The organism is Planococcus lenghuensis (genome assembly GCF_001999905.1).
Classification (GTDB): Bacteria; Bacillota; Bacilli; order Bacillales_A; family Planococcaceae; genus Indiicoccus; species Indiicoccus lenghuensis.
This window is the reverse complement of sequence record NZ_CP019640.1, coordinates 1666003-1687850: the sequence shown is the minus strand read 5'-3', so window position 1 is coordinate 1687850 and position 21848 is coordinate 1666003. Positions and strand designations below refer to the sequence as shown.

Here is a 21848-nt window from a genome sequence, read left to right as displayed (position 1 = left end):
CTTGCCAACATCGAAATCCCTCCAGTATGCTGGGATCAGTGTAGAAAGTACAGCAGGACAGAACCGATTAAATTAGGGATAGCTATCAAAAATAGCGTATTCGATAAATTGATTTTCTTATCCAATCTTATGACGGATAAGTTGCCAAGGGCAGGAGCAGAAGGGCTGCTAAATCCAGTTTTGTAGAACCCTGCAACCAGGACGCCGCCCACGCCGATTATTCCGGTAATATTCATAGCAATTTCCAAATTGCCTTGCAGTCCGAACAATACTGTTATGCCTATAAAAATCAGTATACCCGCAACAAACCTTTTCATGAGAACCTCCCTGTCTGGCTAACATATGAAGCAGATTGCTGATTTATCATTCATTTATTGACTGGCTTAAGAAAATAAAAGCCGAACCTTGGAGTATTCGAAAGGAACTCGGGATAAGACTTTTTCTTCGTTATAATTGAGTTCATTCAGCCAATTGAACCCTGTAGTACTGATCCCCTACTTCTGTCTCGGCAATCAGCATCCAGACATGTTCGTTTTCCTCACTGTTCGCATAGATTTTTGTGCCTTCTGGCAATTGGGTTGCATATAAATCTCTGAAGAACCAACTGTTTGTGGTCTGTTTCCGGATCTCTCCAATGTACCGCACTTTCTCTTCCTGATCCGCTTCGCTGAACCATTCAGCATCGGTGATATTGCCGAAAACATCTCCTTCATATTGGATGATATCCGCATCCGGAAAGTCATTCAACGTACTTCTCACTGTCACTTTACTCGGACTGCAGCCTGAAGCGATGAGGAAGATGAGCAATAAGAGAGACACCCACTTTACGTTGGCGGCAATGTTCTGTGACCCCGGAATATTGAATTGTCCTATTTTCATGTTTATGCCGCCCCCCTTTCCACTGAACAGGATGAAAACAGCAAGAAGCGATGCTGCACAAAATGGCAATAAACCCACACTTTCTTCATTCAGAACCTCTGTAATTCAGCTGGTCATCGCATTGCCGGTTCCTGAATCCTTTCCGTCAGTTCAAAACCTGCTTCTGTCCCTTTAAATGCGGCTTCACTAATGCAACTCTCCGTCAAGCACCACTTATTCGTTTTGTTTTACCATGAAATCATCTGAATGCGGATCCATCATCAAGTAATAGCCTGTTCCTTCTCTTTCAATCACTTCAAAGGTATAATACCAGTCCGACTGAAACGGGCTGAATGAGTCACTTATAACTGGAGTGTTCACACTGAAAGAGACACGACCGACGCCTTCGAATTCCGTCCGGATTTTTGCTGCGGCCTGTTTGGCTGTGTATTCAGGTAAAACCATATAAATGGACAAAACGACCAAGCCAGTAACGATAACGGCACGCAATACTGATAACGATTTTGCATTCCACAGGATTACAGTACATGAAACAATGATCGTGATCGGGACGAGCACCTGCATCACGCCATTATACAGCCACTCATTAACCACAATCAGTACTGAAATCAGAATAAGCGACAGGAGGACCATACTCATTCTCCGGTTGGCAAACTTCATATTTCCTTCTTCCTCTCGTTGTCGATTGCGGGCTCAGAAACAGGCAATCGATCGCTGTCCTTACCTGCCTGGGTTTGTAAGAAAAAATAAAGGAGTGTCATCTAAACAACCACAGAACGTGCAGCTTTTCTCCATTGTACCTTATTCCTGCATATGCCCCTATTAGAACCAATAACTCCTGCACCTAATTGGTTTTAATTAGAAAAATATCAATTATTTGTTCTTCTTCTAGTATAATGAGCCGCTTTTCCTCCTCCTCCTGTTTAGAAGTGCCGAGAAGTGGAAAACAAAGAGTAAGGCGAAAGCGCCGATCGGATCAAAAATTCTGTAAAGGAGTGGATGAAGAATGGCACGAGATAACAATAACAACAACGAAAATAATGAAAACCGCGACAAGATGGGACCAGCAGAAGCCGGACGTATGGGCGGCGAAGCCACTTCAGAAAACCACGACAAGGAATTCTATCAGGAGATCGGCAAGAAAGGCGGCGAAGCCACCTCTGAAAGTCACGGTGAAGAATTTTACGAAGAAATTGGTAAAAAAGGCGGCGAAGCCACCTCTGAAAGCCATGGCGAGGAATTTTATGAAGAAATCGGCCGCAAAGGCGGAAACGCACCACACGAGAACAATGACGATAATCAGTAGTTCATGATAAAAACCCCTGTTTACAGGGGTTTTTTCATGTGCTTCCCCTTCTTGTTAGCTGATTCCATGTTTCCAGAATGACCAAACTCCTAATTATGTTATAGTAGAACTAATGTAAGGTTTTCGCTATTTCAATTGCCAGAAGGAGATGAATTTCGATGACGATCATTTTCACGACTGAAAGCGGTGCCGATATCCCAAGGGAACTGGCTGAAAAACATACGATTCGAATTGTCCCCATGCATGTCATCATGGATGGGACCGATTATTTGGATGGCTTTCTGCCGGTTGAGCAAATTTACGATCACTACAAACGAACAAAAAAGATCCCATCCACAACTTCCACGAACGCCAATGAATATACTGATTTCTTCACAGAAATCAGGCGCGAATTCCCAGACAGCACAATCGTACATATCGGCTATACATCCCGGGCTTCCTCCTCTTTTCAGAATGCAGTAATTGCTGCAGAAGAATTCGAGGATATTCACTTAATTGATGCATTGAATGTATCCGGTGGGCTTGCTGTAGTAGTCTTGTATGCAGCCCGGCTGCTGGAGAACGACCCAGCCATTTCTCTTCAGGATTTAATCGCGCAAATTGAGGCAGCTGTACCAAAATCAAGGCTATCATTCATTCCCGGGAGTCTCGATTTCCTGCGTGCCGGTGGCCGGGTCTCCAATGCCGCCTATATCAGCGGCTCACTTTTAAAAATCAAACCGCTGATTGAATTGGTCGATGGCCGGCTAATGTCGACAAAGAAATACCGCGGTAATATGGACCGGGTTTCCGAGAAGCTCTTTCATGATTACCTGAAGGCGTACGACATCAACCGGGAACGCCTGTATTTCCTGTACACACTTGGGCTTGAAGACGGCATAAAGCGGCGAATTGATGAAATTGCCAAAGAAAACGGCTTCGAACACACGGAATGGATTGAAGCTGGAGCAGTCATTTCCACGCATGGCGGTCCCGGTGCTTTCGGGATTGCAGGACTGGAAAATTGAATACGGAAAAAAGCAGCGGTTCCAATGTGGAACTGCTGCTCTTCTTTCGTTTCAGGCATTTAATTTCTTTCTTCCGCCAGCTGTATAAAACAACCGGGACATCAGCATACCAAGCGCGCCGAGAATGATGAAAAGAATGGCCCGTGTTCCAAGGGACAGGAATTCAAAGTCGACAAACACCAATTTCAGCAGCGTAACCAAAATCCACACAATACCGAAAAGCCGGATTTTCTTTTTATTGCTGTAAATTCCATATAGGGCAGCGGCAATCGAGAACAATCCCCATCCGATCGATACGCCCATGCTCTGAGTACTGCTGGAATAGCCATCGAGCGCAGTCGAAATTAAGGCACTTTGGAAGATAAGCAAGGTGGCAATCAGTCCGGAAGCCAGTGCAAGTATGCTGAAATTGCGCGTTTTTTCTTCTTGTTTTTCGTCTTTATACTTCCGTAATTTATACATGATAACCAGCACCGCAATCAACAAGATGAAATACAGAGATTCAACAGAAAAAACAGCCGGTAAAGGCAGATTTTCAAGAACAATCACCCAGGAACTGATCACCAATAATACAGAAGACATAAAGCGCTGAAAGCGGCTGTTGATTTGGATCGCAATCATGTAGACAACGACCGATTCGATGAGCAACGCGAGTTCCGCATTACTTGCTTCGAATACCCGAAGCAGCAGCAGAGTGGCGATAAATAAGGAAATGGAGCTGAAAACCTTTAGTTTCAACCAGTCCTTTTTTATCAGCAATAAATAGGTCAGTGCCATAAATATCACGAGAAATCCTGCCAGAACCCAGTCATAAGCTGTCCAGGCTTCATTAGCGAACCGAATAGAGGGTCCCCACTCCTCTTGGATGACAGTTGAATTGAAGGCGGCGTAACTCCAAAGCAGTGTCAGTCCCAAATTTGAGAACAGGAGCGGAAGCGCTTTTCCGCCGAACAAGTTCAGATTAAAGAGAAGACCTGTCACCACCAATTGCTGAATCAGCACAACCAACCCCACAACGCTCAGTAAGAAATGAAGCTGCGCTGGATCTGCACTTAATGCAGAGAGTGCGGTGTAAGCCCCGAGCGTCAAATGCATCAATGCAATCGATGAAATGAAGAGAATCCGCTGTTTCAGTCTGACAGAAAGCACAAACAAAGACAGATACAGCACCAGGACATAGGCTGAGAACATAAAGACATTGGCTTGATCGCTTTCAAGCAAAAATGGAACGAGGTAACCGCCCACGGCGACTAAGATTCCTAGTGTCTGCGTTTTATGTTTATAGGTTAAGTAAAGGCCGCCCGCTATCCACAATATGTTCAGAAGGAAGGCCGGTATCACTGATACATACCCATAGAGCATATGCATGGCGAATGTCGTCAGCATAAGCACAGCCACTGCCCCGCCCAAAAGTGTCAGGCCGAGTCCCCGGCGTTGATTATGTATCTGTTTTTCACCGAATGCCAGCATCACGACCGCTGCTGTAAACCCTAGGATTACTCGAAGCGGTTCGGTAATGAGCTGGGAGTCCACCGCTGCTTTGAAAGCCCACACGACACCGAACAGCAAAACGAAAATAAAGACTTTCGGAAGCCAGTCCTGAGCAATTCGTTTTTCCCAATCGATTTGTTCCTTTGGTGGCAACTGCCACGGAGTAGCAGCCGGTTTTGAGACTGGTGGTATCTCGTTTTTTTGTATCGTCTGCACGGATGGACGGCTCGGTGAAACCACGGTGGCAGATTGCGACTTCTCCAATACAGCTACCCGCTCTTCCAATTGTTTAATGCGCTGTTCTAAATCACTTGAATTTTCTTCATTCATCCCTTCATCGCCCCCTTATCTTAAATTATACACATACATTCGCCTAATTATTTTCCACTACCTGCCTCTCTTTCCAGTATATCATTCGGACTAATCTACATCTTCTTTTAGGAAAGTGATTTCTCCTGTTTTTTCATATAAAAAGCTAATATTCACGAATATTGTTTGGTGTTCCTAATATGGCATAGTGGCGATAGATGCTGCTAGAAAAATCTCATCAGACTTTCCTGTAAATCAAAAAAGCAGCCTTGGGATCAAATGATCTCAAGGCTGCCTTGTATTTTAACTCGCAACTGTAGCAGAAGTACGAGAAGTAAGCTTTAATTTTCTTTGTATAGCTGGTTTGGTAGTTCGGTAGCTATCTGACACGCGCTGAACTTTAGCTGAGCCTGCCAAATTCATGATCGGATCGATCAATTGCTGATCAGCCGCCTGCTTTAATACATGCTGGAAGATTTTTTCAAACAAACCCGTTCCTTTAAAGCGGCGTTCATAGTTTTTGCTCAACGTTGAAAAGTGAGGAATTTTGTCCTGAAAACCAAAACCTAAGAACCAGCGATAAGCCAGATTCAAGTTTACTTCTTCCATTGTTTTCTCCATGGACGGAAGACCGGTCACATAGCGAATTAATGTCAGTTTAACCAATACGACCGGATCAATACTTGGCCGACCGCGGTCAGGGGAATATTTGCCTTCTACAAGTGGATAAACGAAGTCGAAATCGATGGATGCTTCCAGTTCTCTGACAAAATGGTCTGCCGGGACTAATTGATCCAGGGAAACGTACTCAAGCTGGTTGCGGTGCATTGGATTGGATTTTACTAACAAGTTGTCATTCCTCCAATTTTTATGATGGCTTCAGCGTCAACATACAAAAAAACCACAGACAATAACGGGAAACCCATGACCTTGTCTGCAGTCTGAAATTTAAAATGACTATACCATCATCGAAAACAGCCTTAAGAGCAAATACTCTCAAGACTGTTTCTGATGCCCAGCGACGTCCTACTCTCACAGGGGGAAGCCCCCAACTACCATCGGCGCAAGAGAGCTTAACTGCCGTGTTCGGGATGGGAACGGGTGTGGCCTCTCTGCCATCATCACTGGACTTATTTGGTTGAGTGCTTGTTCACTCAAAACTGGATAACCGACATTGAAATGCTGTGGTGTCTAGCTCGGTGGCCAGGCCCTCGGGTCGTAAGCCGTCCCATTCTGGAAATCAGGATTTCCGCCATGGGCCGTCTCTACGCCGGTCGGGCCTTGCGTGGCCACCTGCGCTTTTCTTTGGTTAAGTCCTCGATCGATTAGTATTCGTCAGCTCCACATGTCGCCATGCGTCCACCCCGAACCTATCCACCTCATCGTCTTTGAGGGATCTTACTTACGTAAACGTAATGGGAAATCTCATCTTGAGGGGGGCTTCATGCTTAGATGCTTTCAGCACTTATCCCGGCCACACATAGCTACCCAGCGATGCCTTTGGCAAGACAACTGGTACACCAGCGGTGTGTCCATCCCGGTCCTCTCGTACTAAGGACAGCGCCTCTCAAATTTCCTGCGCCCGCGACGGATAGGGACCGAACTGTCTCACGACGTTCTGAACCCAGCTCGCGTACCGCTTTAATGGGCGAACAGCCCAACCCTTGGGACCGACTACAGCCCCAGGATGCGATGAGCCGACATCGAGGTGCCAAACCTCCCCGTCGATGTGAACTCTTGGGGGAGATAAGCCTGTTATCCCCGGGGTAGCTTTTATCCGTTGAGCGATGGCCCTTCCATGCGGAACCACCGGATCACTAAGCCCGTCTTTCGACCCTGCTCGACGTGTCTGTCTCGCAGTCAAGCTCCCTTCTGCCTTTGCACTCTGCGAATGATTTCCAACCATTCTGAGGGAACCGTTGGGCGCCTCCGTTACTCTTTAGGAGGCGACCGCCCCAGTCAAACTGCCTGCCTGCCACTGTCTCCCCGGCCGATAAGGCCGGCGGGTTAGAAGTCCAATACAGCCAGGGTAGTATCCCACCATTGCCTCTGCGTAAGCTGGCGCTCACGCTTCTTCGGCTCCTACCTATCCTGTACAGGCTGTATCCAACTTCAATAGCAGGCTGCAGTAAAGCTCCACGGGGTCTTTCCGTCCTGTCGCGGGTAACCTGCATCTTCACAGGTACTATAATTTCACCGAGTCTCTCGTTGAGACAGTGCCCAGATCGTTACGCCTTTCGTGCGGGTCGGAACTTACCCGACAAGGAATTTCGCTACCTTAGGACCGTTATAGTTACGGCCGCCGTTTACTGGGGCTTCGGTTCGCACCTTCGCTTGCGCTAAGCGCTCCCCTTAACCTTCCAGCACCGGGCAGGCGTCAGCCCCTATACGTCACCTTACGGTTTTGCAGAGACCTGTGTTTTTGCTAAACAGTCGCCTGGGCCTATTCACTGCGGCTCTCTCGGGCTGTTCACCCAAAAGAGCACCCCTTCTCCCGAAGTTACGGGGTCATTTTGCCGAGTTCCTTAACGAGAGTTCTCTCGCACACCTTAGGATTCTCTCCTCGCCTACCTGTGTCGGTTTGCGGTACGGGCACCTCCCGCCTCGCTAGAGGCTTTTCTTGGCAGTGTGAAATCAGGGACTCCGGGGATATTTCCCCTCGCCATCACAGCCTGGTGGTTGTGGGAACGGGATTTGCCTCGTTCCCCACCTCACTGCTTGGACGTGCGCAACCAACGGCACGCTCACCCTATCCTCCTGCGTCCCCCCATTGCTCAAATGGCGGGGAGGTGGTACAGGAATATCAACCTGTTGTCCATCGTCTACGCCGTTCGGCCTCGACTTAGGTCCCGACTAACCCTGAGCGGACGAGCCTTCCTCAGGAAACCTTAGGCATTCGGTGGAAGGGATTCTCACCCTTCTTTCGCTACTCATACCGGCATTCTCACTTCTAAGCACTCCACCGGTCCTTCCGGTCCGGCTTCAACGCGGCTTAGAACGCTCTCCTACCACTGTTCATACGAACAGTCCGCAGCTTCGGTAATCCGTTTAGCCCCGGTACATTTTCGGCGCAGTGTCACTCGACCAGTGAGCTATTACGCACTCTTTAAATGATGGCTGCTTCTAAGCCAACATCCTGGTTGTCTAAGCAACGCCACATCCTTTTCCACTTAACGGATATTTGGGGACCTTAGCTGGCGGTCTGGGCTGTTTCCCTCTTGACGACGGATCTTATCACTCGCCGTCTGACTCCCAAGCACAAGTCACTGGCATTCGGAGTTTGTCTGAACTCGGTAACCCGGGATGGGCCCCTCATCCAAACAGTGCTCTACCTCCAGGACTCTTTCGCTTGAGGCTAGCCCTAAAGCTATTTCGGAGAGAACCAGCTATCTCCAGGTTCGATTGGAATTTCTCCGCTACCCACACCTCATCCCCGCACTTTTCAACGTGCGTGGGTTCGGGCCTCCAGTGAGTGTTACCTCACCTTCACCCTGGACATGGGTAGATCACCTGGTTTCGGGTCTGCGACCCCTTACTCATTCGCCCTATTCAGACTCGCTTTCGCTGCGGCTCCGCCTTCTCGGCTTAACCTTGCAAGGAATCGCAACTCGCCGGTTCATTCTACAAAAGGCACGCCATCACCCATTAACGGGCTCTGACTACTTGTAGGCACACGGTTTCAGGATCTGTTTCACTCCCCTTCCGGGGTGCTTTTCACCTTTCCCTCACGGTACTGGTACACTATCGGTCACTAGGGAGTATTTAGCCTTGGGAGATGGTCCTCCCGGATTCCGACGGAATTCCACGTGTTCCGCCGTACTCAGGATCCACTCGGGAGAGAAGCGCATTTCGCCTACGGGGCTGTTACCGCGTATCGCGGGCCGTTCCAGGCCGCTTCAGCTATGCGCTTCTTTTATCACTCCACTGTTGAGTGTCCTACAACCCCAAGAGGCAAGCCTCTTGGTTTGGGCTGTTCCCGTTTCGCTCGCCGCTACTTGGGGAATCGCATTTGCTTTCTCTTCCTCCGGGTACTTAGATGTTTCAGTTCCCCGGGTCTGCCTTCTCATGCGCTATGAATTCACGCATGGATCCCGCCCCATTACAGGCGGGGGGTTTCCCCATTCGGAAATCTCCGGATCATCGCTTACGTACAGCTCCCCGAAGCATATCGGTGTTAGTGCCGTCCTTCTTCGGCTCCTAGTGCCAAGGCATCCACCGTGCGCCCTTTCTAACTTAACCTCAAATTAAAAAGAATCACGTGCATCACTCGCGTGATGCGGTGCTACTTTGGTTTATTGCTTTCAATGTCGTGTTATCCAGTTTTCAAAGAACAAGTCGTGAAGATCCTGAGACCTTCAAAACTGAACGCAAAACGCTAAGCGGACCAAACGGTCCGTTCCGAACTGTCTTCCGACAGAAATCCTTAGAAAGGAGGTGATCCAGCCGCACCTTCCGATACGGCTACCTTGTTACGACTTCACCCCAATCATCTGTCCCACCTTCGGCGGCTGGCTCCCGTAAGGGTTACCCCACCGACTTCGGGTGTTACAAACTCTCGTGGTGTGACGGGCGGTGTGTACAAGGCCCGGGAACGTATTCACCGCGGCATGCTGATCCGCGATTACTAGCGATTCCGGCTTCATGCAGGCGAGTTGCAGCCTGCAATCCGAACTGAGAACGGTTTTCTGGGATTCGCTTGCCCTTGCGGGGTTGCTGCCCTTTGTACCGTCCATTGTAGCACGTGTGTAGCCCAGGTCATAAGGGGCATGATGATTTGACGTCATCCCCACCTTCCTCCGGTTTGTCACCGGCAGTCACCTTAGAGTGCCCAACTGAATGCTGGCAACTAAGATCAAGGGTTGCGCTCGTTGCGGGACTTAACCCAACATCTCACGACACGAGCTGACGACAACCATGCACCACCTGTCACCGCTGCCCCCGAAGGGGAAGCCCTGTCTCCAGGGCGGTCAGCGGGATGTCAAGACCTGGTAAGGTTCTTCGCGTTGCTTCGAATTAAACCACATGCTCCACCGCTTGTGCGGGCCCCCGTCAATTCCTTTGAGTTTCAGCCTTGCGGCCGTACTCCCCAGGCGGAGTGCTTAATGCGTTAGCTGCAGCACTAAGGGGCGGAAACCCCCTAACACTTAGCACTCATCGTTTACGGCGTGGACTACCAGGGTATCTAATCCTGTTTGCTCCCCACGCTTTCGCGCCTCAGCGTCAGTTACAGACCAGAAAGTCGCCTTCGCCACTGGTGTTCCTCCACATCTCTACGCATTTCACCGCTACACGTGGAATTCCACTTTCCTCTTCTGCACTCAAGTCCTCCAGTTTCCAATGACCCTCCACGGTTGAGCCGTGGGCTTTCACATCAGACTTAAAAGACCGCCTGCGCGCGCTTTACGCCCAATAATTCCGGACAACGCTTGCCACCTACGTATTACCGCGGCTGCTGGCACGTAGTTAGCCGTGGCTTTCTGGTAAGGTACCGTCAAGGTACCAGCAGTTAACTGGTACGTGTTCTTCCCTTACAACAGAGTTTTACGATCCGAAAACCTTCTTCACTCACGCGGCGTTGCTCCGTCAGACTTTCGTCCATTGCGGAAGATTCCCTACTGCTGCCTCCCGTAGGAGTCTGGGCCGTGTCTCAGTCCCAGTGTGGCCGATCACCCTCTCAGGTCGGCTACGCATCGTCGCCTTGGTGGGCCACTACCCCACCAACTAGCTAATGCGCCGCGGGCCCATCCTGCAGTGACAGCGAGATGCCGTCTTTCCGCGGAACCTCATGCGAGGTTCCGACCTATCCGGTATTAGCACCGGTTTCCCGGAGTTATCCCGATCTGCAGGGCAGGTTGCCCACGTGTTACTCACCCGTCCGCCGCTAACGAACCGGGAGCAAGCTCCCGATTCATCCGCTCGACTTGCATGTATTAGGCACGCCGCCAGCGTTCGTCCTGAGCCAGGATCAAACTCTCCGATATGGAGTCTTGATTGACTCTTGCTGGCGCAGCGGCCATGGTCACGGAGGTGACGCATGACGCGCTGCTATTTGATTCACTTAAGAATCGTGTTTGTTTCTTAGCGTTTTGCTGTTCAGTTTTCAAGGTTCAGTTTGCTTATTTGCTACTTTATTAATATACCACGGATAGGAATATTAAGCAACTATAAAGATCAATAAATCGTTATTTTCTTTATTTGCTGCTCCAATAATATAACATGAAACGCGTCAGTCCGTCAACCGGCAATTATTGTGTTTAATAAAATTCTGTCCTGCCCGACTCACTAAACAAGTATATCACAATAACGTTAATCGTTCAAGCTTAAAAGTTCAATTCATCATCCTTGCCGGTTCAATTTTTGAGCGGCATCCACTACTATAGCACCTGTCATGTGTTCCCTCAAGGATTTTGCCTCCAATTGTTTCAATGGCAGTCAACCGGACTCTCCTTCTTTTTTCCCCTCCTTTGGATTTTAGCCAGCAGGTCTGTCGTCCCTTCTTCATTCAATCAGTTGATTTCTTCGTTATAGCAGTAAAAAAAGCATCCTGTAAACAAGATACTTTTTCCATCGCCTGTCTCTGATCAGAAATTCAGTTCTGTCCTTCCACCTGTTCTTTCAATACTTCATACTCGGATTCATGACCAGTCGCAGCAGCCAATTGATGCAGTCGTGTAAGCAGCAGATCGCGGTCGATGTCATAAATGATATCCTGCGAGACATTGGCAATCGTATTTGCGGCAAAACCCCAAATCGGTTCATGGAATTCAGCGCTTGATGAATCTGCCAGCATCCGCAGTGTAGAAATGATTTCCATGATGATCGGAAGGTCGTCTTTTGCATAATGTCGGATCATCCCGAACCCTCTGTATAATGCATCATCGAAATGCTGTTGCTGGGTAATAACCCGCACTTGTTTATCCTTACCGCCAAGATACGGAACAAACTGAATTTTACTTTCAATCGTCTGCATGAGATTCGCCAGCTGATAAATGGCACTGATGGCAGAACGCGGATCGCCATTGCCCATCGAAGTTACTGCAAGTTCCGCCAGTTTACTCATGGCAAAATTATTGTCCTGGATCTCCAGTTCTTTATTGCCGAATAAAATGAACGTGCTGTACTTATCTTCGTCCACGGCAGCAGCACCGGGACCCCAATACGAGAACAGCGGATTGCCGGTCAACAGAAAATTTCCGATCCGCTCATGCAGTTCGATAATGATCTCGTCTTTCTCGGCTTCTTCGACCATTCCATGGAAGTCGACGAGCTGAATATAACCAGATTGGGCAGCTGCCACGACTATTGCATCTTGCCGGTAGCTTTCCAGCAGATCCCCGGTTTTCTCGACTTTCAATTCTTCCATGTCTTCTTTTACCGCTGTCTCAAGGATTGCTTCTGATTGCCCGCGCATTCTATTGGTCACATTATGTACTTGCATCCAGTAAATCGAATGGTTAATAAAGAAGAGGAAGATGAGCGCTGATACGAGCGTGAGCAGAATCGTGACGAGCGGCACGAGGAAGAACTGCTCCTTTTGATAATTATTGATGAATAAAAACATGATCAGTATATAGATAAAATTCCCGTTGAAAGCCCCAACGAAATGCTGCGTCTGTTTATCCGCTACGAAATCCTGAAGCATACGGGGAGAGTACTGTCCGCTAAAAGTTGTCAGGACGACAAGCAGGATATTCAGCGTGAAGGCGCTGAGCAGCAGAACCGAACCGATCAGCGTGCTCATTAATAATTGTGTGGTGTCGTAAGTAAAAGTGAAAAAGCCGATCCTCCCTGATAAATCAATCCATAAATCAATAAAGATTGTGATCAGCGCGAGGATTCCAGCGGCAAGGACGTAAAGCAATGGTTTTGACCACAGAGAATTCCGGAGTTCATATTTTCGCTGACGAGGCGCCATCTCAAAATACTTCCCCATTTCATGAGGCAGGAATTTCAACGCCTGCACCTCCTCTTTGTTTAACCGGATTGCTTATAAACAGCTGTTATTACATAACTTCTACCCCATTGAGGAGTAAATTAGTCGCTGAATCAAACAGCAATTGCAGTTCCATCACTTCCTTTACCCGTTTGAAGGCTAGTGGGAGTTCCTGCAAAAACCGGATTCGCTCTAATCGTTATATTCAGAAGTTAACCGGTCAGAAAACGGCAGCGGGCCGACACGGATATTACAGTGAATACTGCTATTCATTCTGGTTCCCGATTTTTCGGGATAAATCGCTTAATATTTATATTATATTTCTTAAAAGGTAAATTATTTAAAAAAGCCCTTCGTTGCAGTGTAGATTCATCTTCACCTGGAACCGTCCTGTTCAGAAAAATCACTTGAACGGCGTTTCCATTTCATTTAGAACCACTGATGAGGATCTGCAGTGCTCAGAGCAGACAGTTCTGCGAATAATCCCAATAGCTTCTCTGCCAATTAGTTATGGCTGATCGACCGGTTTTTCTCTATTGATTGTCTGCCCGCTTCTTCTTCCGCCAATTGTTTTAACGCATTGGACCGCTCCGAGAGGAATTTCCGCATGTAGTTTTCAAGGAATAATCAGTCCGCCAATTTACCGATGAAGCCGAACGGCGACGCATAGACGAACCGGTCCCGCATGAGGGTCCCTGTTCCTTGTTTTTCAAACTCGTGGGTATGGACAAACCACTTGAACGCCCCCTTCACCAATTCATCCTTGAAATAATATGGCCGCTCCATTTCTGTAATCCTTGCCGTCAGCTGCTGCTTCACGCCAAAATGGACTGCTTCCCAAGTGACAGTATCGCCTTCTTCCAACAAACCGGATGTGACACCTTCGACCGCCCGTTCTTTCGTGTCGGAAGTAGTGGCAGTGTGCACATCGACATCTCTTGTGAGATCAAAACAAACTTCAATGGGAGCGTCAACGTAAATTTCGTGTATAATTTCAGGCATTGGCTTTTGCTCCTTTCGATTTTCTTCATCGGGCAACATAGAGCTTTTCTTTATTATAATGGAGTTGCACTCCTCTTACAGAAGAATCCGCCGGAGCATTTTAAGAAGGAGGAACTGATTAACATTGATTGCCGCCAGAGGATTTACCTTTTCCGTATCGGTCTATGCATTGCTGCATTTTATTACATATTTTGTTGACGTTACATTCCTGGAGTATTCGCTGTCCGTCTTTGGAATTTTGACGCTCGCGTTTTCCGGCTGGCTGCTCCCATTCAAGAAGTTTCAGCTGCAGGTGTTCCTGATCGCCGCCGCACTGCTCGTCCTCTTGGTTACGAGTGATTCCTTATGGTCGAGTATCCTTGAAGGGATGCGGCTCATGCGTGACTTGATCGGGCTGTTGCTGATTGTGCCGATGATCAGCTGGGTGCTGAAAGAAGAGCCCTATATCGAAGAAATCATGACGGCAGCCCATAATTTGCTGGATCAGAGTCAGAAATTCTATTTCGGGCTGATGGCGATGACGCAGGTGATTTCGCATTTCCTGTTGTTTGGCGCCGTACCGATGATGTACCGGTTCATCGATACCTTCCTGCATACGCATCACGATGAAGCGTGGGAAAATTATAAGGGTACGGCGATTTTACGGAGCTTCGCCTTATCCACCATGTGGGTCATCAGCATTCCGAGTTTTGTCTTTGCCGTTGATACGCTCGGCGCGACGCTTTGGAAATCGATGCTGCTTGGGTTTGTGTTCGCTTTCGCCGGGACTTTGCTTGCTGTCCTGTTTTCACGCGTGGAGGAGAAAAGATATAATGTCGATTTTTCAGCGACGCTGCAGCGGGAGATCGACGAAGCGATGAAGAACTCACGGAACACCCGGCCTTGGAATCGGGATACGATGGAATTCGTCTTGTTGTTCGTTTCGTTGTTTGGCGGTATTTTTCTTGTTCATTATCTGACGGAGCTGGAGTTTTTGCTTACCATTCCCCTTGTCATCATCGGCTGGACATTCCTGTATTTCCTCGTAAAAAGAAGGAGCGGGCATTTCGTTCAGGACAACCGGCAGTATTTTTCTGAAGGGATCGCCAAGCAGCCGCGCCAATACAGCATTCTGCTGGCAGCCGGGTTGCTGATCCTGTCACTCAATCAATCCGGAATCGGTGTGACCGTCATTAATCGGCTTAATGACTGGATTTCCATCGTGCCGGTGCTCAATATCCTGTTCCTGCTGCCCTTTATCATGATTTTCCTCGGATTCATCGGCCTGGGTCCGCTGGCTGTTATCGTGCTCGTCACTGGCGTGCTGCAGGATGTCCCCTTGCCGTATCCGCCGGAGCTGATCGTGCTGTCAATCACATCCGGCAGCGTCATGTCGATCATCCTGTCGCCGTTTGTCATGCCGCTCATCATCTTAAGCAGCATCAACGGACTGAGCGGTGTCCGGAACGGCATCCGGTTCAATTGGCAGTATGCTGCCGCTTTTTATGTGCTTGTGCAACTGTTTATCCAGACGGTCGTTCATTTGCCGTTATGATGCTGAATAAGAGGCCCGCTTAAGGCAAATCCTTAAGCGGGCCTCTTTGATCTATTTCTCATTCTGCATTATTCACCAAAGCTTTCAGGGAATCGTAATCTTGGGCGCCCATGACGCCTTGGTCGCCGGAAACGAAGCACGGTATGCCGGTGATGCCGAGCTGCATCGCTTCCTGATGGTCGCGGAGCACGGCTGTCCGGTACTTCCGGGATTTAAGAACTTCCCGAAGTTCCCGTCCGTCCAAACCGATTTTTGCACCAAGACGAACCAGTGTGTCCATGTCGTTGATATCTTCATTCTGCTGAAATTGAGCAGCGAAAATTACATCGTGGTACTCGTTTCCGAACCCTTGCTCTTCAGCGTACTTTGCGCCTTCAAGTGCATGGCGTGAGTGTTTGCTTTTATCGTTCCATTTCATATCGAGCCCATATTGCTTGGACATCGCTTCGACGCCGGCTTTTGCCCGTTGCACGTATTCGCTGCTTTTCGGCGGGATTTCGACGCCTTCCGGACGCAATTCAAATGCTTTCCATTCCACTTCCACGTTCTCTTCCTCGACCAACTGGTCAAGCGGGACTTTCCCTATGAAGCAGAACGGTCATAGAAAGTCGCTGTAGACTGTGATTTTTTTACGGTTTTCATTCATGTTCTTCACCTCGGATTTTTGATTTTAATTTAAGTCGAAACCTTTGAAAGGCATTTGAATCTCTTCTTTATTGTTGTTCAGAAACCCGCGATCTAAGATGGAGTTGACGGTAAGGTTCTTCATGTCAGGCCGCAGCATTTCGGCGGATACAATATCGCCGATCGCCAAGCCGAAATCACCGTTGTCGATAAAACTGACCAATTTGCATTCCATATATCCAATAGCATTTTTCAAGATTGGACAGCCGGTTTTCCGGTAGATGAATTGATCTTCCCCGATCGAGCGGATATCCTGCTTATTCTGAAGAAAAAATTCATCGTGGAAATCTGACTGGTCCTCAGCCACAAGTGAAACGGTCCAGACACCGCCCCTTCTCACGATCTCATAGCCTTCGATTTCTTTTGGAAAGCATGTCAGCATGCGCGGCGGTTCGTGGGAGCACTGGGTACTCCAGCAGCCGAAATGGAAATGGCCCCGGTCGCCGTCGGCAGTGGCGATGAATAAATTTCCTCTTATTCGTTCCTTATAGACGAGGTTCGCAAATTCTTGGTTTGTCTTCGTATGCATGATCAGCCCACCTGCTTTCTGTATCGGTATTCGATTGCCAAGTGTCAAAAGCCGTATGGTATCAAGTTTCCCTTTTCACAGATCCGGAAACTTATATTAATCAGTCCTTCCATCTACTGAAAAAAGACAGCCTCAATGGGCTGCCTTTTTGAACAGTACTGGTTATTTTACTTTAATGACGATTTTCCCGCGGGTATGATGTGTTTCACTCAGGGCATGAGCTTGTTTCAAGCCTTGCTCGGTCAATTCAAATACTTCTCCGATTTCCGGCTTTAGTTTACCCGCTTCGTACAGATCGGCAAGCTGCTGTAGCTGCTCTCCGTTCGGTTCAAGCCAGAACGAGCTTGCTTTCACACCGGTTGACTGCGCTTTTTCTTCTGAAGGCTGCCCGGCAATTGTCACGAGCCGTCCCCCTTTTTTCAGGACCTCGAAGCTTTTCTCCAACACGTCTCCGCCCATTGAATCCAGAACCACATCGAAATCACTCAATATGGTTTCAAATTGCTCGGTTTTATAATCAATCACTTGATCGGCCCCAAGTGCTTTAACGAAATCCGCATTGTCGGCACTCGCCGTTGTCGCTACATGGGCACCGAAACTTTTAGCGATTTGAATCGCAAATGTGCCAACACCGCCGGCTCCTGCCTGAATAAGCACTTTATCGCTTTTCTGAATTTCCGCCACATCAACGAGGCATTGCCAAGCTGTCAATCCGGCGAGCGGAATCGCTGCCGCTTCTTCAAAGGACATGGTATCCGGCATACGGGCCAGCAGATTTTCTTCTACCGGTACAAATTCGGCGTAAGTGCCTTGGCGCGTCGTGGCCGGTCTTGCAAACACCCGATCGCCAACGTTGAAATGGGATACATCGCTTCCGACTTCAGCTATGACACCTGCTGCATCCCAGCCAAGGATAATCGGGAATTCAAAGGGCAGCATCTCTTTCAAATAGCCTTCCCGCAATTTCCAGTCAATCGGGTTAATTGACGTTGCATGCACTTCCAATAACACTTGATCCGCTGAAATGGAAGGACGCTCCACTTGCCGTTCCTGCAACTGTTCTTTTCCGCCATATTGATCGATGACAATTGCTTTCATGAGGAATACTCTCCTTTCATTAACCATGATGCTTTATGACTGATATTCGAAAGTTTTCAATGTCGCTTTTGGTAACAGGTACTTCTGAAAATCGAACGTTTCCAATTCTTCTCCTTGCGCTGCACGGTTTGGCCAATCCTGATTTGCCAGCGCAGCTTTACCGATCGTGACAAGATCAGCTTTTCCGTTCCCTAGCAGAGATGTTGCTACTTCAGGTGATCCCGCTGAGCCATTGGCTATCACAAATGTGTTTCCGTATTTTTTCGCCAACTCTACTAATGTCGGGCCTTCTTCTCCGAAGGCCGGAGCTGCGGCATCGGGTTCTGCGATGTGGATGTAATCTACGCCGGCTTGTTTCAAGCTGTTAAATATTACTTCAGCATCCGCTTCTCCGTTTGCCCATTTATGATTTGCATCATTTACTTTTGCTTGGGAAATACGGATTCCTACCGGATATTCAGGGCCTACCGCATCGCGGACAGCATCTGTCACTTGAAGGATCAGACGAAGTCTGTTCTCTACCGACCCGCCATATTCATCTTCCCGTTGGTTTGTGTAATCGGTCAAAAATTGATCGAGGACATATCCGTTAGCACCGTGAATCTCAACGCCGTCAAATCCGGCTTGTTTTGCATGCTTAGCTGCCACGGCAAATCCTCGGATGACATCTTCGATTTCGGTTTCAGTCATCGCCTTTGGGGTTTGGAATTCCCCTTGTCCGCCATAAAATCCAAGCTGCTCACCTTTTGGTTTAATTGCAGATGGACCTGCTGTCTGTTCACTAAAGCGGTTCCCTTGTGAAAGAGCACCGGCATGCATTAATTGGAGGAATATTTTTTCTCCTTCCCCGTGCACCGCATCCACAACTTGTTTCCAGGCATCGCGCTGTTCCGATGTGGCGATACCCGGCTGATTCAGATAGCCTTGGCTATAAAGCTCATCCGTGTAAGTTCCTTCAGTCAGAATCAGTCCAAATCCGCCTCGTGCAAAATTCGCATAATACTGTGCCATTTCTTCGGTAGCCAGTCCGTTTTCCAGAGCACTAGTCCGCGTCATTGGCGCTAAACCAATCCGGTTGTGCAGCGATTGGGAGGCGATTTTTGTATCCATAAACAATTCGTTATTTTGATTGTTGCTCATATTAGTCACCTTGCCTTCCTTAAAATTTATAAATTAAAGAATTCTTTTTTATTAAATGGAATAAAACGTAATATTATTTTCGATGCATCCTCACTATAATCACTGCTCAACATCCCCGTCAATTCACTTGCTCATTTAAGAATAAAACCAGGGGTAGAGAGAAAAATTAAAATTCTGCGCAAACGCTTCGTGTTTTCATCTGTTCAGAATAGTGGTACTATAACGTTACTTTTTGAAAAGGAGGTTTGAAATTTGTCACTGCCTTATTTGAAAGAAGCGATTGAAAACGGAGACCAGGAAAAACTGATTCGCTATGTACGTCTCCATTTTGGAGACGGCAACGAAGAGGCAGGCCGCAAGGAAATTGATAAGTCCTGGATTGAAGCGCTTAAACTACTGCTCGATTCGCCGGAGACGGACCGGGAATTCATCTTTGATACACTCGAAAACAAAAGTCCGGAAACGCTGGCGCATCTGTATTTCAGTCTACACTTTCATCTATTAAAACGATCGGGGGAATGGATTCATGACGGAAACCTCTAAACCGCGGCAATTGCGGTCGGATGTATGGCAAACGGTCAATGAACGCTACCCGGGTTCAATGATCTCAAAAGAAGACCTGGTCCCGCTTGCCTCGCTCGATAAACCGTTAAGCGAAGCGAAACTGACGTTCATCTCATCAGCCGGTGTGCAGCCCGTCGGTACGATGCCCTTTGATACCGTGCATCCAGTCGGCGACTATACATTCCGGAAAGTGCCTTCCGATTCCAAGCCGGAGGATCTTGAAATCCACCAGTTGAAGTATCCGACAGTCGGTGCCATTCAGGATTTGAATGTCATCTTTCCGATTGAGCGGCTGCAGGAACTGGCAGCGGACGGCGTCATCGGCGGATTGACCGACAACTTTTTTTCATTCATCGGCTATAATATGGACCCGGAACAAATGGAATTGAAGCTAGCCGAAGATATCGCGGACGCAGTAGTAAAGGATCATGCCGACATTGCGCTTTTGTGCCCGGCATGACCGATATGACATCAGTCTGTCGCGCTCGTGCAGCGCGCTTTAGAAGCAAGAGGAATTCCCACCGTTTCCCTGTCGGTGGCATTGGACGTCACAGAGCAAATTAAACCGCCGAGAGCAGTGTTCCTTCCTTTCATGATGGGCCATCATTTCGGTGTTCCGTATCATAAGGAATTGCAGCGCCGGGTTATTCTCGAAGCGCTCGATCATCTTGTGGACGCTAAGGAAAGCGGTGAAGTAAAGTTCCCGCCGCTTTCATGGGCCAAAGCCCGAAAAGAAGGGATTGCCATCAAAAAAGCGCTTGATATTAAATAACACCTTCCCCGATCAGACGGCCACGGCTCCGAATCCATTCGGTGCCCGGGCCGCCTGATTTTTCTTCCTTTACAGTACAGTACCATTCAGGTTTAGACGAGCTTACCCCCCCTTATGCCTTTCATTAATCTCCTGTTGTGCTACCCTTTTAAGTAAGAGGAGGGTGGATAGCATGAACAATTTATGCAAAGTCTTCGCCGTGCTCACGCTGATCAGCGGATTTTCGGTCAATCCTGTTTTCGCGTCCCCAAACAGCAGTGAGACAAAAGACAATAATCAGGTTCACGAGAAGAGCCAATATGATACATATCGATCAAAAACTGTAGGATTACGTGCAGAAATGGCGATTCGTCTGCATCGGGTGTTTTATCCGGAAGCCTCGAACCTTTTCCCATTGATTGCGGCCATCTCCAGCATTAAAGGGAGCGGGAAAGTTGAGCCGGGTCAAAACAACGTTTCAGACATCCTCTCCACTATGAGTCTTGAAGAGAAAATCGGTCAAATGATGATCGCCGGCATTTCCGGCACCGCCTTAAATTCATCTGCCGTCAGTTTAATTGACGAGTATCAGGTTGGAGGGCTGATTTTGTATTCTGCAAATCTCACCGACATCCCCCAATCGATTGCGTTATTGAATCAACTGCAGGCAGAAAACAGTGAAAACCGGTTCCCGTTGTTCTTGAGTGTTGATCAAGAAGGCGGACGCGTCTCGAGACTTCCGGATCAGCTGCTCAATTTCCCGGTCAATCAGGTAATTGGCAATGTCAACAATGCCCAATATTCGTATGAGATCGGCGAGCTACTGGGAGAAGAGTTGAATTCGTTCGGCTTCAATGTTAATTTCGCGCCGGTTCTGGACGTCAACAGCAATCCTGATAATCCGGTGATCGGCGACCGCTCATTCAGCCCAGATCCCCATATTGTGAGTGACCTGGGTATCCAGACCATGAAGGGGATGCAATCACAAGGAATCATTCCGGTCATCAAGCATTTTCCGGGTCATGGAGATACCTCCGTGGATTCACATTTGGAACTGCCTGTCGTCAATAAAACACTGGATGAACTGAAGAATCTGGAGCTCATTCCGTTCACAGAGGCAATTGAACATGGTGCGGATGCGGTCATGGTGGCGCATATTCTGCTCCCTGAATTGGACGCTGAATACCCGGCTACATTATCTCCTGAAATCATCGATGGTCTTTTGCGGGATCAGCTGGACTTTAACGGCGTGGTCATCACCGATGACATGACCATGCAGGCCATCACTGATCATTATGGCATTGGACCAGCTGCAGTGCAGTCGGTCATTGCCGGCAGCGATATTTTATTGGTGGCCCATCATTATGATGCAATTGTTGAAACTCACAAGGCACTTGTTAAGGCTGTAGAGGAAGGCGTGATCAGTGAGGAACGAATAGATGAAAGTGTACAGCGCATCCTTCAACTAAAAAAGAAATACGAGCTAAGTGATTCAAAAGCAGGTTCCGTCGACACGGAAGAAATCAATGGAAAAATCAGAGAATTGAATGATAACTATTTAAACTGAACTCCCTCCAGCTTTTTGGCAACAGCCTGTTTGCCGTTTTCATTTTTATGAAGC

The 21848-nt window shown here is 48.1% G+C and carries 17 protein-coding genes, 3 rRNA genes and 1 pseudogene; 7 read left to right on the top strand and 14 right to left on the bottom strand.

Translation table 11 applies throughout. The features are described from left to right. Positions 1–35: 35 nt before the first annotated feature. The 3 genes from B0X71_RS08595 to B0X71_RS08585 all read right to left on the bottom strand — a co-directional run bounded on the left by B0X71_RS08595 (position 36) and on the right by B0X71_RS08585 (position 1539). A complete protein-coding gene (locus tag B0X71_RS08595) occupies positions 36–317 on the bottom strand; it encodes a hypothetical protein (protein WP_077589032.1) in 282 nt (93 codons plus the stop codon). A gap of 142 nt (positions 318–459) precedes the next feature. Then, positions 460–879: a hypothetical protein gene (locus B0X71_RS08590; RefSeq protein WP_077589031.1), complete on the bottom strand. Its 420-nt coding sequence runs from the start codon at positions 877–879 to the stop codon at positions 460–462. Between the two features lie 213 nt (positions 880–1092). Further along, the gene (locus B0X71_RS08585) at positions 1093–1539 is read right to left on the bottom strand and encodes a hypothetical protein (protein ID WP_077589030.1); all 447 of its coding nucleotides are present in this window, start codon (positions 1537–1539) and stop codon (positions 1093–1095) included. A gap of 397 nt (positions 1540–1936) precedes the next feature. On the opposite strand from B0X71_RS08585, the gene B0X71_RS08580 reads away from it, so the two are divergent. Both B0X71_RS08580 and B0X71_RS08575 read left to right on the top strand, forming a co-directional pair. Beyond that, complete coding sequence (locus B0X71_RS08580) at positions 1937–2185, top strand: con-10 family general stress protein (RefSeq protein WP_232336845.1); 249 nt, start codon at positions 1937–1939, stop codon at positions 2183–2185. 158 nt (positions 2186–2343) lie between these two features. Further along, positions 2344–3192 carry a DegV family protein gene (locus B0X71_RS08575; protein WP_077589028.1) on the top strand — a complete coding sequence of 283 codons (849 nt, stop codon included), beginning with the start codon at positions 2344–2346 and terminating at the stop codon, positions 3190–3192. A 51-nt stretch (positions 3193–3243) separates the two neighbouring features. Here the strand turns inward: B0X71_RS08575 and B0X71_RS08570 are convergent, their stop codons facing one another. The 7 genes and pseudogenes from B0X71_RS08570 to B0X71_RS08540 form a co-directional block, all read right to left on the bottom strand. Continuing rightward, a complete protein-coding gene (locus tag B0X71_RS08570; RefSeq protein WP_077589027.1) occupies positions 3244–5013 on the bottom strand; it encodes a DUF2339 domain-containing protein in 1770 nt (589 codons plus the stop codon). A gap of 434 nt (positions 5014–5447) precedes the next feature. Further along, positions 5448–5820, bottom strand: a pseudogene (locus B0X71_RS08565) (transposase); the annotation flags it as partial. Between the two features lie 185 nt (positions 5821–6005). Further along, positions 6006–6121: ribosomal RNA gene (gene rrf, locus B0X71_RS08560) — 5S ribosomal RNA — on the bottom strand. A 176-nt stretch (positions 6122–6297) separates the two neighbouring features. Continuing rightward, a 23S ribosomal RNA gene (locus B0X71_RS08555) occupies positions 6298–9231 on the bottom strand. Between the two features lie 188 nt (positions 9232–9419). Further along, a 16S ribosomal RNA gene (locus B0X71_RS08550) occupies positions 9420–10973 on the bottom strand. Together the 16S, 23S and 5S rRNA genes form the textbook arrangement of a ribosomal RNA operon. Before the next feature lie 608 nt (positions 10974–11581). After that, a complete protein-coding gene (locus tag B0X71_RS08545) occupies positions 11582–12946 on the bottom strand; it encodes a DUF2254 domain-containing protein (RefSeq protein WP_077589025.1) in 1365 nt (454 codons plus the stop codon). A 606-nt stretch (positions 12947–13552) separates the two neighbouring features. Next, positions 13553–13927 (bottom strand): SRPBCC family protein, encoded by a 375-nt coding sequence (locus tag B0X71_RS08540; RefSeq protein ID WP_332309469.1) that lies wholly within the window; start codon positions 13925–13927, stop codon positions 13553–13555. A 124-nt stretch (positions 13928–14051) separates the two neighbouring features. On the opposite strand from B0X71_RS08540, the gene B0X71_RS08535 reads away from it, so the two are divergent. Continuing rightward, positions 14052–15461, top strand: coding sequence for a hypothetical protein (locus B0X71_RS08535; RefSeq protein WP_077589024.1), 1410 nt, complete (start codon positions 14052–14054; stop codon positions 15459–15461). Positions 15462–15519: 58 nt separating this feature from the next. On the opposite strand, the gene B0X71_RS08530 is transcribed toward B0X71_RS08535, so the two are convergent. The 4 genes from B0X71_RS08530 to B0X71_RS08515 all read right to left on the bottom strand — a co-directional run bounded on the left by B0X71_RS08530 (position 15520) and on the right by B0X71_RS08515 (position 18912). Continuing rightward, on the bottom strand, positions 15520–16047 hold the full coding sequence (locus B0X71_RS08530; protein ID WP_269750111.1) for a DsbA family oxidoreductase: 528 nt from the start codon (positions 16045–16047) through the stop codon (positions 15520–15522). 84 nt (positions 16048–16131) lie between these two features. Next, positions 16132–16674 carry a flavin reductase family protein gene (locus B0X71_RS08525; RefSeq protein ID WP_077589022.1) on the bottom strand — a complete coding sequence of 181 codons (543 nt, stop codon included), beginning with the start codon at positions 16672–16674 and terminating at the stop codon, positions 16132–16134. A gap of 162 nt (positions 16675–16836) precedes the next feature. Further along, positions 16837–17772 (bottom strand): NADP-dependent oxidoreductase, encoded by a 936-nt coding sequence (locus B0X71_RS08520; RefSeq protein WP_077589021.1) that lies wholly within the window; start codon positions 17770–17772, stop codon positions 16837–16839. 33 nt (positions 17773–17805) lie between these two features. Next, positions 17806–18912, bottom strand: coding sequence for an oxidoreductase (locus tag B0X71_RS08515; RefSeq protein ID WP_077589020.1), 1107 nt, complete (start codon positions 18910–18912; stop codon positions 17806–17808). 252 nt (positions 18913–19164) lie between these two features. Here B0X71_RS08515 and B0X71_RS08510 point away from each other — a divergent pair, with 252 nt between their 5' ends. The 4 genes from B0X71_RS08510 (at position 19165) to nagZ (ending at position 21794) form a co-directional block, all read left to right on the top strand. After that, on the top strand, positions 19165–19455 hold the full coding sequence (locus B0X71_RS08510; RefSeq protein ID WP_077589019.1) for a hypothetical protein: 291 nt from the start codon (positions 19165–19167) through the stop codon (positions 19453–19455). Continuing rightward, complete coding sequence (locus tag B0X71_RS08505) at positions 19439–19936, top strand: glycine/sarcosine/betaine reductase selenoprotein B family protein (protein WP_077589018.1); 498 nt, start codon at positions 19439–19441, stop codon at positions 19934–19936. Before B0X71_RS08510 ends, B0X71_RS08505 begins: the two co-directional genes overlap by 17 nt. A gap of 27 nt (positions 19937–19963) precedes the next feature. Then, the gene (locus tag B0X71_RS08500) at positions 19964–20248 is read left to right on the top strand and encodes a hypothetical protein (RefSeq protein ID WP_156889820.1); all 285 of its coding nucleotides are present in this window, start codon (positions 19964–19966) and stop codon (positions 20246–20248) included. 172 nt (positions 20249–20420) lie between these two features. Further along, positions 20421–21794 (top strand): beta-N-acetylhexosaminidase, encoded by a 1374-nt coding sequence (gene nagZ / locus B0X71_RS08495; RefSeq protein WP_156889819.1) that lies wholly within the window; start codon positions 20421–20423, stop codon positions 21792–21794. Positions 21795–21848 lie beyond the last annotated feature (54 nt).